This window comes from Shewanella sp. UCD-KL21, assembly GCF_001957135.1.
In the GTDB taxonomy this organism is placed as follows: Bacteria; Pseudomonadota; Gammaproteobacteria; order Enterobacterales; family Shewanellaceae; genus Shewanella.
Genome location: NZ_MPHK01000007.1, coordinates 107623 through 124818, shown reverse-complemented (window position 1 = coordinate 124818; position 17196 = coordinate 107623). Strand labels below are relative to the sequence as shown.

At 42.4% G+C, this 17196-nt stretch carries 9 protein-coding genes; 6 read left to right on the top strand and 3 right to left on the bottom strand.

What is annotated here, in order from left to right:
- Positions 1 to 118 precede the first annotated feature (118 nt).
- The 3 genes from BM739_RS08465 to BM739_RS08455 are packed head-to-tail and all read left to right on the top strand — an operon-like array spanning position 119 to position 5902.
- Positions 119 to 1501 (top strand): TolC family protein, encoded by a 1383-nt coding sequence (locus BM739_RS08465; RefSeq protein WP_076539587.1) that lies wholly within the window; start codon positions 119 to 121, stop codon positions 1499 to 1501.
- 4 nt (positions 1502 to 1505) lie between these two features.
- Entirely contained in the window at positions 1506 to 2765 is a 1260-nt protein-coding gene (locus BM739_RS08460) for an efflux RND transporter periplasmic adaptor subunit (protein WP_083698109.1), read from the top strand.
- The gene (locus BM739_RS08455; RefSeq protein WP_083698101.1) at positions 2762 to 5902 is read left to right on the top strand and encodes an efflux RND transporter permease subunit; all 3141 of its coding nucleotides are present in this window, start codon (positions 2762 to 2764) and stop codon (positions 5900 to 5902) included. The genes BM739_RS08460 and BM739_RS08455 overlap by 4 nt, the downstream gene beginning before the upstream one ends.
- A 385-nt stretch (positions 5903 to 6287) precedes the next feature.
- Here the strand turns inward: BM739_RS08455 and BM739_RS08450 are convergent, their stop codons facing one another.
- The gene (locus BM739_RS08450) at positions 6288 to 8960 is read right to left on the bottom strand and encodes an ATP-binding protein (RefSeq protein WP_076539583.1); all 2673 of its coding nucleotides are present in this window, start codon (positions 8958 to 8960) and stop codon (positions 6288 to 6290) included.
- A gap of 197 nt (positions 8961 to 9157) precedes the next feature.
- Here BM739_RS08450 and BM739_RS08445 point away from each other — a divergent pair, with 197 nt between their 5' ends.
- The 3 genes from BM739_RS08445 to BM739_RS08435 all read left to right on the top strand — a co-directional run bounded on the left by BM739_RS08445 (position 9158) and on the right by BM739_RS08435 (position 12201).
- Positions 9158 to 9631: a hypothetical protein gene (locus BM739_RS08445; RefSeq protein ID WP_083698108.1), complete on the top strand. Its 474-nt coding sequence runs from the start codon at positions 9158 to 9160 to the stop codon at positions 9629 to 9631.
- A 2-nt stretch (positions 9632 to 9633) separates the two neighbouring features.
- Positions 9634 to 10674: a porin gene (locus BM739_RS08440; RefSeq protein ID WP_076539577.1), complete on the top strand. Its 1041-nt coding sequence runs from the start codon at positions 9634 to 9636 to the stop codon at positions 10672 to 10674.
- Between the two features lie 414 nt (positions 10675 to 11088).
- Entirely contained in the window at positions 11089 to 12201 is a 1113-nt protein-coding gene (locus tag BM739_RS08435; RefSeq protein WP_076539575.1) for an NADH:flavin oxidoreductase, read from the top strand.
- Between the two features lie 160 nt (positions 12202 to 12361).
- Here BM739_RS08435 and BM739_RS08430 read toward each other — a convergent pair whose 3' ends face one another.
- The gene (locus tag BM739_RS08430) at positions 12362 to 14269 is read right to left on the bottom strand and encodes a methyl-accepting chemotaxis protein (protein WP_076539573.1); all 1908 of its coding nucleotides are present in this window, start codon (positions 14267 to 14269) and stop codon (positions 12362 to 12364) included.
- Positions 14270 to 14702: 433 nt separating this feature from the next.
- The gene (katG, locus tag BM739_RS08425; protein ID WP_076539570.1) at positions 14703 to 16982 is read right to left on the bottom strand and encodes a catalase/peroxidase HPI; all 2280 of its coding nucleotides are present in this window, start codon (positions 16980 to 16982) and stop codon (positions 14703 to 14705) included.
- Positions 16983 to 17196 lie beyond the last annotated feature (214 nt).

Genomic DNA, 17196 nt, shown 5'->3' with positions numbered 1-17196 from the left:
GCAAAGTTACCCTTTGGCGGTTTTCTTTATAAAGTGATCTAATTAAAATCAATCACGTAACATCTAAATAATATTAAATCATATTAAATAATAATAATCGAAAATGGATTTCCAGTTAATGAAAACACGCTATACGCTAGTGGCGGTTGCAACTTCGCTATTCATTTTATCTGCTTGCAGCAGTTCATCTTATGTTGATGAGCCCTTGGTCAAACCAGAGCTCCCCGCATCTTGGCATACCGATGCCAAATCATTGCAAGACAATCAAAGCTGGGTTAGCCCAATCGCCACTGATCAGCTATTAGAACTTATCAGTATCGGCCTAAACACTAATCAGCAATTGATCCAGTTGGCATTAGAGGTTGAGGTAAAAAAGCAGCAACTTAACATCAGCGATTCAAGCTTTTGGCCTGAGTTAAATCTAGCGGCCAACAGTGCCCGCCGTGGCGACAGTGATACCTCATCAAGCTCCAACAGTCTTAGCCTTGACCTCAGTTATGAGCTGGATATTTGGGGCAAATTATCAGACAGCGCCAAAGCATCAAAACTGAATTTACTCACCGCTGAGGCCAATTATCAGCAAGCAAGGGATGCACTGGTTGCTGATGTGGTGATTGCCTACTACAAGGTCGTGACCTCAACAGAACTGGTTAAGCTATTTGAGCGCCGCACTGAAAATGCCAAACTTAATTTTGACATCATTGAGTCGGGGTACCTGCAAGGGTTAAACACCGCGCTAGATGTGTATTTAACGCAAAATGAGTTTCACAGTGAAAACTCAAACCTGTTAGCACAGCGCAGTCAGCGCAATAAAGACATTAGAACCTTAGAACGACTATTAGGCGGTTATCCTGCGGGTAAATTATTGGTTGATGAACAGCTGCCATTACTGCCCCAAGGGATAAAAATTGGCGTGCCCAGTGAGCTCGTTAAACGTAAGCCACAACTACAAGCCGCTTGGTATCAACTGCTAGCGCAAGATGCACTGGTGGCCTTTACTCAAAAGCAGCGTTACCCCGCACTGCGTTTAGGGGCTGATATTGGCACCGCGAGCAATGATATTGCTAACTTATTAAGTGGCGATTACAGCTCATGGTCGGTGTTTGCAGGCCTGAGTGCACCGATTTTTAACGCCGGTCGCTTAAAATCACAAACCGAGCAGCAAAAACTTAAATTAAAGCAGCAAGAGCAGCAGTATTTAAATACTTTGTTTAGTGCCTTTGAGCAGGTTGAAAACAACCTTGACCTTGACGCTAGTTTGCAGCAGCAATATCGCTCTACCTTAAAAGCCCAAGACAATGCGCTGCAAGCCGAAACCTTATCTTTTGAGCAATACCAAAGTGGCCTTGTTAGCTATACCACGGTATTGGATGCCCAAAATCGCGCCTTTGTGGCCCAAAGTTCGGTCATTAGCTTAAAAAACCAAATCATTGCTAACCGTATTGGTTTACACCTTGCGTTAGGTGGTGACCTTGATGCCAGTGTTACAGAAGAAGAATAATATCATGAATAAGAAATACCTTATCCCCGTTGGCATTGTTGCTGTTGCTGTTGCCGTTATCTTTGTGATCAGCTCAAACCCGCCAAGTACTAAGCGTGGCAAACCCATGGCCGTAGCAGCTATGTCGGTTGAAACTCAGCGGCTAACGCCGCAGAATTATCAAATTCAGGTGAGCAGTTTTGGGGTGGTAAAACCGCGCACCCAAAGCTCGTTAGTCACGCAAGCGTCAGGGCAAATTCTATCAATTAGCCCTAACTTTCGTGAAGGTGGCTTTTTCGAAAAAGGCGAAGTATTGGTTCAACTTGATGATAGAGATTATCAAGCTGAAGTAAAAATTGCTGAAGCTGGGTTAATGTTGGCAAGACAACAATTATTAGAAGAACAAGCACGCACCAATCAAGCCTTAGCTGATTGGCAGCGCCTGAGTAATGGCCGTGAGCCGACCGCACTGGTATTACGTGAGCCGCAATTAGCTGCAGCGCGAGCGGCAATGCTATCTAACCAAGCGAAACTTGAACAAGCCAATTTGGCCTTAGAACGTACCCAAGTTGTTGCACCGTTTTCTGGGCGAATTTTAGAAAAACATGTTGATGTAGGCCGGGTGGTATCGACCAATGCCCAGCTGGCAACGATTTACGCCACCGATTATGTGGAAATACGCTTACCTATTAATAACAGCGATTTAGCGTTAGTTGAATTACCCGAGCAAGGTAAGTCTGTGGTGGCTAAAGTGAGTTTTGAGTCTGACTTAATTGGTCTGCAAAAATGGGAAGGGCAGTTAATTCGTACCGAAGGTGCTATTGATAGCAACTCACAGCAGCTTTATGTAGTGGCGCAAATTGATGACCCATTTGATTATCAAACCAATCAGCAGATGCCGCTTAAAATAGGCCAATACCTGACGGCTAATATTGCTGGTAAAAAGCTTAGCCAAGTGCTGGTTATTCCGACCAAAGCCATTTATCAAGGCACTTATGTGTATGTGGTTAACGATGGCATGTTATTGCGCCGAGAAGTCAGCACAAGATGGCAAAACAGCCAAGACTCCGTCATAAGATCAGGCTTAAAAAGCGGTGATGAATTGGTTGTTACCTCCCTTGGTCAAGTGAGCTCTGGCACTCCTGTCACTGTGGTGGGCGCTGCGACAACAGCAGCGACAAACGCTGAGGCAAAACAAGGCAAGCGTGCAGGTGGGCTGAATAAGTGTCACCCTGATGAGGCGCGTAAGGCTAAAGCTGCCACTAAAGAGGAGCCACAGCTATGATTGCTTGGTTTGCAAAAAACCACGTAGCAGCCAATTTATTAATGTTGTTGCTGCTGGTATTGGGTTTAGGTTCACTGTCAACCCAGATCCCCCTTGAAGTGTTTCCGACGGTTGAGTCAGAAAGGATCTCAATTAGAGTATCGCTTCGTGGTGCGACCCCTGAAGATGTTGAAAAAGGGCTAACAATTCGTATTGAAGAGGCGGTGCAAGATCTAGAAGGCATAGAAAAAATCACTTCTAGTTCTTCAGAGTCGTCATCCCAGGTCACCATTGAAGTTGACAGTGGTTATGACCCCCGCGAAATGCTCGCAGACATTAAAAGCCGCGTCGATGCCATTAATACCTTCCCAGTTGATGCCGAAAAGCCAGTCATAGCCCTTGCTCAGCGCAAGCGTGAAGTGATTGCAGTAACGGTAACTGGCAAATATAGCGAAAAAGAAACCATTGAGTTTGCTGAAGTGGTGCGTGATGAATTGCTGCGCCTTGATGGGGTAACCCAGCTGGATTTAAGTGGGGTACGAAACTATGAAGTGTCGTTAGCCTTATCACAAAACAAATTACGCCAATACAACTTAACCCTTAGCGAAGTATCAAGAGCGATTAATGCTTCTAGTACCGATATCTCGGCGGGTAATTTAAAAACCCAAGGTGGCGATATTTTACTGCGCTCTAAAGGCCAAGCTTATTACAAAGATGAGTTTGCCAATATTGTCATTAAATCTGCCGCTGACGGCACCATTATTCGTTTAGGCGATATTGCCAATGTGGTTGATGGCTTTGAAGAAACCCCAGTAAGAACTCGCTTTAACGGCCAGCAGGCAGCATTTATCGATGTGTATCGCATTGGTCAGCAAAGCGCGATTGATGTGGCTGATAAAGTGAAAGGCTATATCGATTCTCGTCAGGCAACACTGCCAGAAGGCTATGGCCTTAGCTATTGGGATGACGACTCTGAAATCGTTAAAAACCGTATTGCGACACTAACAGGCAGTGCGCTGCAAGGCGGCATATTAGTCTTGCTACTACTGACGCTATTTTTGCGTCCTTCAATTGCCATATGGGTGTTTATTGGTATTCCGGTTTCCTTTATGGGGGCGTTTATCTTTATGCCCTTTTTTGGTGTGTCGTTAAACGTTATCAGCCTGTTTGGTTTTATTTTGGTATTGGGGATTGTGGTCGATGACGCCATTGTCACCGGCGAGAATATCTATACCCACCTTAAGACCGCCCCCAATGGCGAGCAAGCGGCGATTCTTGGTACCCAAGAAGTAGCTGCGCCAGTGACTTTTGGGATCTTAACTACCATTACCGCGTTTTTACCTATGTTGTTTATCGAAGGCACCCGCGGGGCGATATTTGGCCAAATTGCCATAGTGGTTATTCCGGTATTGTTATTCTCATTAATCGAATCTAAATTTGTGCTGCCCGCTCATCTTAAAAATATTAAGTTGCGTCACGAGAAGGACAACTTTAATAAATTTGAGATTTTTCAGCAAAAGTTTGCCGATGGTTTTGAGCGAGCAATCATTCAATTTTATCAACCGTTTTTACGTATTGCGCTAAAACATAAAACGGCCACCTTGAGTTTATTTCTCGGGGTACTTTTGGTGATAGCGGCATTGTTAGCAACGGGGTGGACTAAGTTTACTTTCTTCCCACGTATCCCAAGTGAAACAGTGCGACTTAACTTAACCATGCCTGCTGGTACCCCATTTGAGGTGACCAATGCGCATATTATTACGATTGCTGCCAAAGCTGAGGCGCTACAAGAAAAGTATACTGATGAAGATGGTGAGAGTGTCATTATCAATATTTTGGCGACCACAGGTGGTCGAGGTGGTACTTCAAATGCCGGCGGCGTGCGTTTTGAAATCACCCCAGCAGAAAAGCGTGAATCAGATATTAGCTCTAGGCAGTTATTAACCGAATGGCGTAAAAGCGTCGGCGAAATTCCCGGCGCTGAGTCAGTGACTTACCGCGCTGAAATTGGCCGAAGTTCTGATCCTATTGATGTGCAGCTCAGCGCCAATTCTCTTGAAACCTTGCGTGAAATAGCCGATCAGGTAAAGGAGCATTTAAAAACCTACCCGACCGTGTTTGATATCGCCGATAGTTTATCTAACGGTAAAGAAGAACTGTTAATTGAATTAACCGAGCAAGGTAAAGCGCTAGGGCTGACTCGTCAGGAAGTATCAAGCCAAGTAAGAAGTTTCTATTTTGGCTCTGAAGTACAACGTATTCAACGTGGCCGTGATGATGTGCGGGTCATGCTACGGTTGCCGCTAGATGAGCGTCAGTCATTGGATGATCTTAAAAAGGTACTGATCACCACCAGTCAGGGCGCGCAAGTCCCGCTTGGGCATGTGGCGAAAATGACCTCAGGTAAGAGTCCATCGAGCATTAAACGCATTGACCGTTATCGGGTGCTAAATGTTACCGCTGATGTGGATAAAGACAACACCAATATGACGGTATTACAAGCCGATCTTAAAGTGTTTCTTGATGGTTTAGTGCAGCAATACCCAGGGGTTAGGCACTCACTTGAAGGTGAAGCCCGTGAGCAGCGAGACAGCTTTGGTTCACTGCAATGGGGCTTAATCTTTGTGTTGTTTATGATTTATAGCCTACTGGCCATTCCGTTTAAGTCTTACATTCAGCCATTAATTGTGATGAGCGTGATCCCTTTTGGGCTAATTGGTGCGGTGCTGGGTCATTGGTTAATGGGCTCGCCACTGACTATTTTCAGTATCTTAGGCATGCTAGCGCTGGTGGGTGTGGTGGTAAACGACTCCTTAGTGCTGGTGGACTTTATTAACAAAAAACGTGCTAGTGGTATGGCATTAGCCGAGGCTGTAATCACAGCGGGAGCAAAACGCTTTAGACCGGTTATGCTCACCAGCTTAACCACCTTTATTGGTTTAATGCCGCTATTGTTAGAAAAGTCGACTCAGGCGCAGTTCTTAATTCCAATGGCGATATCACTGGGCTTCGGGATTATCTTTGCTACCTTTATTACCTTGATTTTGGTGCCAGTTAACTACCTTGTGGTTGAACGCTTAAAAGGCAATAAAGTGGATGTAGCCAGCTTAGAGCAAGAGTTTGATGATAGCTTTGGCGCTGCTAAAGTTAAGGTATAGCTCGGGTTATAACTTAATGGCGATTTTAATCGCAAAAACATAGCGTTGCCAGTGATGAAATGCTCTGCTGGTGACGCTTAAAGCCTGATAAATGTGTCGGCCTGAAAGGTCGATACATTTATCACCAGATAAAAAACAAAAGAAAAAAACAAAAGAAAAAAACAAAAGAAAATATTGCAGCAAAAATGGTCAATGTGGAGGTAGTTGATAGCCATTAGTGATTGATTTTTGGCATTGGGCTGCATCTTAAGATAATCAGGCATTTATACAATCAGGCAATCAGGCATTTCTATGAGTAGCCAATCAAGCTTTCATACAATCAGCCAATTAAACAATCCGCTTATTAGTGTTAGCCTCAATTCAATCACTGCCAATATGCTTACTGCTAACTAGCAAGTTTAGTGACCTGTTTTATTTTCTCAATAAGAATATGCTTTTCAAATGGTTTTGCTAAATAGTCATCCATTCCTGATTCATAACATTTCTCAATATCTTGATCCAGTACACTGGCGGTCAGTGCAATTATTGGCAGTCGTTGCACTGATGGATTGACTTGCTCCCACTCTCTGATTTTTTGGGTGGCAGTAAAACCATCCATAATGGGCATCATACAATCCATTAAGATTGCATCAAATATTTTGCCATCACTAATAAAATCAAACGCCTCAAGTCCATTATTAGCAATCACGAAGTTATAGCCCGCTTGCTTGACTAGCACTGAGGCGACCTTTTGATTAACGAGGTTATCTTCGACAATCAAAATCATGCCGTGAATGGTGCGTGGTTTTTCTTGCTTATCAATACCATCATTGGCGGCGTTTGTTTCAGCTGGGGTGACTTTATTACGCAGAGTGCGACTTTCAATTCCGTTACGAATCGCATCGCTAAAGCGTCTGCCAAGCAGAGGCAAGGTGATAGAGGCGTCGATGTTATCTAATGTTCGCTGCTCAGAGGGGCTATTAATGGCAATGGAAAAGCTATCTTGCTGCATTAGTAATTCGGGTAATGCTTTTAAAGCTTCTCGGTTCATTGAGGCATTATCAATAAATAACAGATCAAATTTTTGCTTATCCTGTAACAAGTCGAACGGTGATGGGTAACGGTAATTTATGCTAAATTCATGTTTATTACAGGCACCATCAATAGCATCAATAATATCATTATTACTGGCAATAATTGCCGTAGTCAGGTGTTTAAACTCACCATTTTTAGGCTGCTCTTTGGCAATGATGCGGGCTTTAAGTTCAACGCTGAAACAACTGCCTTTCCCTTTTTCTGAGCTGACTTTTATATCGCCGCCCATTAACCCCACTAGCTGTTTACAAATTGCCAGCCCAAGCCCTGTACCACCAAATTCACGAGTGATGGTGCCATCTTCTTGGATAAAAGGTGAAAAGATTTGTTGTTGATTTTCTTCTTTAATACCAATGCCGCTATCGTATATTTTAATTTGCATATTGGCATAGTCAGCTTCGTCGTAATCGCAGCTCACAGCGACTTTAATAAACCCCTCATTGGTAAATTTAACTGCATTTGACAGAAGGTTCATCAGTACTTGGCGCATTCGATGCTCGTCAAGTGATACTAGGTGAGGTATATGTTCTGGAATTTCAATTTTAAGGTCGAGTTGTTTTCCAACGACTTTAGCTAACACCATAGTGAGGGTGTCATAGATGACCTCGGTAATATTGGTGTCGTTGTAAGCAATAGACAGGTTACCTGACTCAATTTTAGAAAGATCGAGAATATCGTTAATCAATAATAATAAGGTATGTGAGGATGTTTCTATGGTTTGCAGGTACTCATTTTGCAAAGGCGTTAATCTTGTACCTGACATAATCTCCGACATACCAATAATGCCATTTAACGGTGTTCTAATCTCATGGGACATATTGGCCAAAAAAGAACTTTTGGCTTGGTTAGCTCTTTCTGCATCTGATTTTGCTTGCAAGATTTTGGCATCATTTAAAAAGCGTTCATGGATTAGGTTATTGAGTTTTTTAGAGAAGTAGCTTAATTCATCTTTACCATTTTCGTTTATCTTATTTGAGTAATCATGTGTTTTTTCAATTTTTGACATGGTTTTAATCACATGATGCAGATACTTTAGAATACGGCTGTATAGGTTTGCGCCAATGGTGCCAATGGTAACCAGCGATATTAGCAATGCAACACAGAACATAATAATAAGCTGTTTAGACTTTGCTATTTCAGAGTGGATATTGGTGGATAATTGCTCTGAAAAGGTCGTGACAACATATTGAATTAAGTTCAAACGCTGATTAAACACCTCCAAGTTAGCACCTGTATTATCGACAATTTCATTCCCTTGCAGAATTTGGCTGCGCAGCTGATAGCTTTGTTGGAATGCTTGATCTGAAAAGGTGGTTAATAACAGATCAACTTGCTCAGGCCTGGCACTAATATTAATAAAGCGATCGACATACAGTTGTTGTCTTTCGGCGCTCATATTCAATTGACTCAGCAGATCTTCGTCGTTTCGATTCGTCATCAGCTGCTCCACTAGCCATTTTTCTTCTGCAGACCACAGTGATAGCCATTGCAATTGAAATAGAATCGTCAAGTTCTGGTTAATTTTTTCTGGTACATCAAGCTTATCTTTTTCTAGCGTCATCAGCCCTTGATTTTGTAATTCATGCATCCAAATTGACCAATCAAATAAATCCTCTTTGGTAAGGGATGGCGATTCAGCTAAGGCTTCTTCAGTGCTGTTAAACCATGCTTGAATATCTTCACTGTGTTGCGCGCTAAAGCTTGTGGGTAATAACGCAGACAGTTGCTCAGTAATAGATGTGAATTGGGATAATACAAAGGGCTCATCTTGGCCGCTGAGCGCGTCTTGCGCTTGAGTAATTTGCCGATTAAGCTGGGAAAATAACTCTAAAAAGGTCACTTTGTTGTTAAGGCTGTTTAAAGCTTGCACATTATCAGTTTGTTTTTGGATTTCTAACGCTGATAAAAAACCTGCAAAAACCAATGGTAACAAGACTAGTGCCAACATCCTTGCTTTTATTGAAATACGATTCAATAAATTCATCTCAGCTCCTTGAGTAAAAATTAGCCATAAAAAAGTTAGCTATAAAGTTGTATATCGTAGGGTTCTTGGCTAAGTTTAGCTTAGTAAAACTCTTAACTATATTTAGCATAGTACAAAAACTATCTAGGAATGAAGGTTTTTATATGATTAATGGATTAAACCACAAAGCCTTTTTATTGAACCTGAAGCACTTTTTTTTGAGTAAATTTTTCACAAGGCGACTCATCTTTCTTACTGCATTAATTTTATCTCCATCAACTTGGGCTTTAGAGGCTGACACTAGCCAAAACTCTGAGGTCGAATTCGCTATTTTTAGCCTTAATGATGACATGCCGCCTTTAAGTAAAAGTAAGGCGAGAATGTTATATCGAGGTAAGTCTAAAAAAGTCGGAGGTAGCTTTAAAATTGTCTTAGTTGATCTACCTGAAACCTCCATGCACCGCGAAGAGTTTTATAGCATGTTGCTGGGTAAATCTGTCTCACAAATGAATGGTTATTGGGCCGGGTTGGCTTTCTCCGGCAAAGGCTCGCCACCAGAAGAGTTAGACAGTGATGATATAAAGAAGATCCTCAAATGGCTGAACGACAATCCTAATGGTATTGCATATGCTCCGATAGAGTCGGTGCCTGAAGAAGTTAATATCTTAATCACAGTGCCACAAGGAGAGTAGCCATGTTATTAAACCGAAAATACATAATTTTACTATTAACCCTTGGCATGGCAACCAATGCACAAGCTGCGATAGAGCTGACTGACAACTTTTCCATCAGTGGTTTTGGTTCAACATCTATCAGTAAATCAGACAATAAAGCTCCATTATTTATTAACCGGGAAATAACAGACGAAACCTGTTATGACTGTGAGACGTTATTTGGAATACAACTTGATTTAGATGTGTTTGAGGGCTTTGATGCATCAGCTCAAGTGGTTAAGCGCACCCAAGATAAATGGAGCGAACCTGAATTAGAATGGGCCTACCTAAGTTATGAATTTAGCGACTTTAAAGTAAGGGCTGGCCGCTTACGTCTGCCATTGTTTTTAGTCTCTGAGTTTTATTTTGTTGGCCAAGCTTATGCGTGGGCAAGGCCGCCGGGTGAGATTTACGACTCGATTTTAGGCACCACCTCATACGATGGTTTTTCGCTGGCTTGGCAATATGAACTATCTGATGAAATATCAATTACCGTTTCACCTTATTACGGTTTCGGCCGTTTAACTGAGGTGAATTTAGGGCCGGTATTGATGCAATTTGATTCTGACTATACCGCGGGAATATATGTCGATTTAGTGGGGTTTAATTATCGTATCCATACTGGATATTTACGGTCTAAATATACTTTACGCCCAGCCCCAACTGCTGATCAATTAAGTGTATTTACTTTGGGGGCGGAATACAGTTTAGATGCTTGGCAGTTTATGGCTGAATTTGAACATGATGAGCTGCAAAGTAATTGGTACGCCAGTGTTGGTTATGCAATCGATGATTTTACCCCTTATGTGGTTTATGCTGAGAGCCGTGACCTTAGAGAGAGTCAAGGGGTGACTGTAGGGCTTCGCTATGATGTGACTTCATCTATTTCACTCAATGCTGAGTACCAGTCCATTTTGGGGGATAATCCAATAAACCGAGCGCAATTTGCCGCTCCGCCAATTATTTGGGGTGAAAGCTCCGATGTGGAGTTATTAAGCCTGACGCTGAACTTTGTCTTTTAATGCTAGTGAAACGTTTTGATGCTAGCTAAAACTTTTGAGGTTAGCTAAAGCTTTAGAGGCTAGGTAGTTACTGCCTAGCCTTTTTAAATAGTTAACACTTTACCACGTACTTGTTGTTCGCTTTATTACTCGCAAAGATGGCTGCTTTAGCTTAATTGACTATTTAGTTTGCTATGTTGAATACTAAGGCAACGCGCCATTATTCATAGCGCTTTTCATAAAAAATGCTTTAGATCAATCTCATGTAGTACACCAGCCGCTCCCTTGCGGGTATTCTTAGTCAATAGCCCCTGTAAATTACCTCTTTTGGACTATATAGCTAGCTCTCACTTCTGACTTGCAGTTGTTTGATTGTTGAACAGCGCCCTTTATAATGCCGCCGTTTAATCGATGACGCTTTTTAGAGGATGTAACTTGAGCACTTTGTACACTGAAACCCACATCGGCCGCATGCAGTTAAAGAACCGGTTTATCCGCAGTGCCACTTGGGAAAATATGGCAACTGAAGATGGCCATATGACAGATAAGTTATACGCCATATACAAAGAGCTTGCTCAAGGTGAAGTCGGCCTGATCATTACAGGTTATGCCAATATCGTCGCAGAAGAGAAACCTAATGCGGGCATGATGGGCATGTACGACGACTCCTTTATCGAGGAATACAAACAGCTAACGGATTTAGTTCACCGCAACGGCGCAAAAATTGCCATGCAGCTGGCCTATGGTGGCACCAAAACCACTTACAATGTAGGCGAAAGGGTGATTTTTGCCCCGAGTGATGTTTGTGAACGTGGCACCAAGACCTTAGGCAAAGCCATGACCACTGCCGAGATAGATTACATAGTACAGGCATTTGCGAAAGCAAGTTTACGGGCAAAACAGTCTGGTTTTGATGGGGTTGAAATTCATGCTGCCCACAGCTATTTGATCAATCAGTTTTTAAGCCCTTATTACAATCAAAGGGATGACCAATACGGTGGTAGCCTAGAAAACCGCCTGCGCTTTTTAGTTGAAATCTATACGGAAACCAGAAAGCTGGTGGGTGATGATTACCCGATCTTAGTGAAGTTAACCGCCTGTGATTTTTTTGAAGGTGGCTTAACCTTTGCTGAAACCCGTGTTATTTGTAAAAAGCTTGCAGCCATTGGCGTTGATGCCATTATCATTTCTGGCAATATTCACGGCAAAGCCAGTGACATGATTGGTGAGTCGTTTGAGGGGCATACCATTCAGCCACAGGGGTATTTTCATCAATATGGTGATGTAATAAGTCGGGAAGTGAACGTACCGGTTATTACTGTAGGCGGTTTAACGGACATTGATGCCATAGAAACCATTGCCGCGAATACCAATATTCAATACTTTGCCCTATCAAGACCATTATTGTCAGAGCCTGATTTAGTGAAGCGCTGGCAGACAGGCGATAGAGCTCAAGCCCTGTGTGAAACCTGCTCAAAATGCCGCACCAAACGGGGTAATTTTTGTATTGTAAATAAACAGAGAAAAGCAACGATTGCGGGTTTTTAAGCGTAATTGATTTAAGCATAGCCAGCATAATGTAGGAACAAAAAAGCCAAACTTTTTAAAAGTTTGGCTTTTTACGTTTTAAATTTGGGAGGGGTTTCAATGATACCGCTTAGCTGTGATGTATTATCCCGTTGTCATGATATTCAATCGCCCTTACTAACTAGAGTTTAAAGCGTTTTACTAAGCCATCTAAATCATTTGCTATTGACTTTAGTGCCTCGCTAGAGCTTTCGATACTGGCCGAAGCTTGGGCACTGCTGTCACTGCTGTCACTAATATTTACCACATGCTGGTTGATCTCATTGATCACCGCAGACTGCTCTTCTGTGGCAGCGGCAATTTGTATATTAAGTTCTGAAATTTGCATCACATTTTCGGCGATGTCTTCAAGAGCTTGATAGGTTCTTTGTGACGCTTGAACACCTAGTTTAGCTTGCTCACGACCTTCTTGAACCGATGATACCGCAGCATTCGCGCCATTTTGTAATTCAGTAATCATAAGGTGAATTTCATCGGTAGAATCACTAGTGCGCTTAGCAAGGTTACGCACTTCATCGGCAACCACCGCAAAGCCTCGACCTTGCTCACCTGCGCGTGCCGCTTCAATAGCTGCGTTTAATGCCAATAAATTAGTTTGCTCTGATATCGCCCTAATAACATCTAGCACGCTTGAAATCGCATCGCTTTTTTCTGCTAAAGTCACAATATTGGTCGACACACTTTCCATATTATTGGCCATTTCATTAATGGTTGAGTTTGACTCTTCTACTACTGTTTGTGCCCGCTGTGCTTTTTGAGTGGCTTCGGTAGTTGACTGGGCGGCAACTGAAGCATTATTGGCTATTTCAGCAATGGTGCTGCCCATTTCGTTAATTGCAACTGAGACTTGGTGAGCTCCATCACGTTGAACATCAGTGAGTTTTTTGGAGTTTTGCGCATCAGTATAGACTTGCTGCGATGCACCATTAACATCCAAGGTGGTTGCAGCAAGCTCTTGGATAACATTATTTAATTTGCCGATAAACGCATTAAAACCTTGTGCTAAACGGCGCATTTCTTCGTTGCCATTTTCAGTGAGACGTTGGGTTAAATCACCTTCGCCTTCACCGAGCTCTTTGAACGTATCGGCCAGTTGATTAATCGGGCGCACTAAACTGTTAGCTAAATAAATACTGATAATTGTGAATAATGCAGCAATTGCCACAAAGGTGATGATGATGTTATTGCGAGAGGTATCTAGACCGGCGTATAACTCTTCCATGGGGACTTGTGCAATGACGTACCAGTCTAAACTTGCAATGTAACTTGAAGCAATTAGCTGTTTATCCACCATGGTAAAAGCATAATTTTTCTCGTTAATCAGCTGACTGCTATTAATTGAAGGATATATATCGGCAATGGTTTGTTTAGACTTGTAATCAATACTTGGATGTACCTTGATAACGCCGTTACCATCGACGAGATAAACAAAGCCAGATTGTTCTATTTGAAAGCTGTTGAGGTAATCGACCATTTCATTAAACGGCTTAGATACCCCAGCAATGCCGAAACCATTGGGTTTTTGGTAGTTAATGTAAATATCAGTGGATCCTTTACTATCTTTATAGATGCTAGTCGACTCAGTTTCACCACTGTTTTTTAATTTAAAAAACCACGTATCATGATCCGGCTTGAGTACTCGCAAAAAACCGTTTTTATTCCAGTGTTTTTGCTGGTTGTAATCAGTAAATGAGGCATTGCTAAAGTCATTATCACTTGCTAGTTGCGCCAAGTATTGGATGAGATATTGCTCCCCTTCAACACTTGCGCCTTGATCGAGCCACATTTTGATCATGCTATTTGAAGTGATTGATTGGGTTATTACCTTCATTTGGTTAATTTCACCATCAATAGCGTTACGGATACGTTGTAATAGGTTAGGCATGTCCGATTGTTCTAATCGTGTTGATAGTACGTTTTTGGCACTGGTTTGCCCGACATAGGCCACGATGCTGGTTGATGCTATTACCGCCAGTAACATGGCTGTGATTAATTTATTTCGAATGGATAATGTCGATAGAAAACTCATAAATATTGGCTCCTACACACTGGCAAACTGAAAGTGTGACTATAGGTTTGGGTTGTCCCTAATTGTAATTGTTAGTTATATCGGCTTGAGCACTGAGATTATGAGTCATAATTATGTAAATTTGTAAAATAAGTTATTAATTTTACGTATTAAATGTATATCTGCCTAAGGGTTGAACTAATGTTTTCGTGTTGTTGGTTTGATGTTTTATTTGTGTTATTTATGCGCGCGGGTTTAATGTTTAGAGCGTGCCGGAGATTAACTCTGTGGGCTTTTAAATAGGCTTACTCGTTAAAGCTAAGCTTTAATCGGGGCTTAAGTTGGTGCTTTTTTATTTTATAAACAGTTATAAGCTATTAGAGCGATTACTGTTTACTTCTGTTGTTATATGAAAAAGCGCCGCAATGTTACATTGTCAGCGCTTTTAGCTGAGTTAATTTAAACGATCTAGGTTCATTACCTTGACCCAAGCGGCAACAAAGTCATCAATAAACTTTTGCTTAGAAGTGTCAAAGGCATACACTTCAGCCACAGCACGAAGTTCTGAGTTAGAACCAAAGATTAAATCGACAGAGGTGGCAGACCATTTCTTGTTACCTGATTGGCGATCAAACCCTTCATAAACACCCGCAGTTGATGATTTTTTCCAAACGGTAGACATGTCGAGTAAGTTAACGAAAAAGTCATTATTTAACTTACCTGGCGAGTTGGTTAATACTCCATGCTTGGCGCCTTGGTAGTTTGCATTCAGTGCCCGCAACCCACCCACCAATACCGTCATTTCAGGCACGTTTAGGTCTAGCTGATCGGCTTTATCAACTAACATGTCAACTGGCGACTTATAGCTTGATTCGCTGTCAAAGTAGTTTCTAAAACCATCGGCAGAAAGCTCAAGTAATTTAAATGAGTTTTCATCTGTCATTGCTTGGCTGGCATCACCACGACCAGGGGTGAATGGCACACTGACATTGTAACCGCCATCTTTGGCTGCTTTTTCAATTGCAGCGCTACCAGCTAAAACAATTAAATCGGCCAGTGAAACTTGGCTTTTACTCAATAGGCTGTCGTTAAAGTCGGCTTGAATTGCTTTGAGAACATTAATGACTTTAGCGGTTTCAGCCGGGTTATTGACTTGCCAATCTTTTTGAGGCGATAAAGCAATACGTGCACCGTTGGCACCACCGCGCATGTCTGCATCACGGTAGCTGGCTGCAGAGGCCCAAGCAACACGGACTAATTCGGATACGCTTAAGTCGGTATCTAAGATTTTTTCTTTCAAATCTTTGATGTCATCAGCATCGATATTAGACATGGTTTCGGCAGCTATGGGATCTTGCCAAATTAGGGTGTCTTTAGGTACTTCACTGCCAAGGAAGTTACGTGAAGGTCCCATATCTCTGTGGGTCAGTTTGTACCACGCTTTGGCGAAGGCTAAACGATACTCTTCAGGATCCGCTAAAAAGCGTTCTGCAATTTTGCGGTATTCAGGATCGTACTTTAACGCTAAGTCAGCGGTGGTCATGACTGGTGGGTTAAATTTGCCTTCTATATGTGCATCGGGAACGGCTTTGTGTAATGACTCATCCGTTGGGATCCATTGGATAGCACCTGCAGGGCTGCGAGTTTGCTGCCAGTCAAAGTTAAGTAAATTGCTGAGATATAGAGATGTCCACTTAGTTGGTGCTTGAGTCCATGCGCCTTCTAAACCACTGGTGACAGTATCTTCTGAGTGACCTTTGCCACACTTGTTTTTCCAACCAAGGCCTTGCTCTTCAATGCCTGCTGCAGCGGGTTCTTTGCCGACACAATCTTTAGGTTTGTGCGCACCGTGCATTTTACCGAAGGTGTGGCCACCAGCGATAAGGGCAAGGGTTTCTTCATCGTTCATTGCCATGCGCTGAAAGGCTACCCGAATATTTTTAGCTGAACCTAATGGATCCGGTACCCCTTTAGGACCTTCAGGGTTTACATAGATCAAGCCCATGTGAGTAGCGCCAAGAGGGCGTTGCAACTTGCCTTTACTGTCTTCACGATCGCTTGCCAACATTTCTACTTCAGGCCCCCAGTAGACCATGTCTGGCTCCCAATCATCTGCACGTCCACCTGCAAAACCATAGGTTTTAAAGCCCATGTTTTCCAATGAGACATTACCGGCTAATACCATCAAATCAGACCATGAAAGTGCTTCGCCGTATTTCATTTTAACGGGCCAAAGTAAGCGGCGGGCTTTGTCTAGGTTGCCATTGTCTGGCCAACTGTTGAGTGGTTCAAATCGTTGTTGGCCACCGCCTGCGCCGCCGCGACCATCGAGGGTGCGATATGTTCCTGCACTGTGCCATGTCATGCGGATAAAGAAGGGGCCGTAGTTACCAAAATCAGCAGGCCACCAATCTTGAGAGCTAGTCAGTAGCGCATCAATATCACGTTTAACTTGGGCAAGGTCGAGGCTGTTAAATGCTGTAGCATAATTAAAGTCTTCGCCATAAGGATTTGAGCGACTATCGTGATCACGAAGAGGAGACAAATTAAGCTGATCTGGCCACCAAAATTGGTTAGTTTTTGCTTGGTTTGTTAGTGCTGAACCTGTTCCCACAGCGCCTTTAGGTTTAGTCATTTCTGCGGTAGATTGCTCACTGGCGCATGCTGAAGTTGATATCAACAACATGCTTATAAAGCCAGCAAGCGCTGTTTTTTTCGGTAGTCGTGGTTTCATTTTTATCTTCCTTAAAGTTAATGCAGCTTCAATTTTGATGCATATTTGTCTGTGTGCTAAATCACAACTCCTAATTAAACCGCCAAGTTCTTGTGATGATGACTTTGGTATCTTGGTGGTTAAAAATTAGGCATAACTATTAGGTCAAAAAATGAGTATAGTGAAACTTTCAAAAGATATGGGCGAATAAAATCGATTATTTTAATCTAAAAAA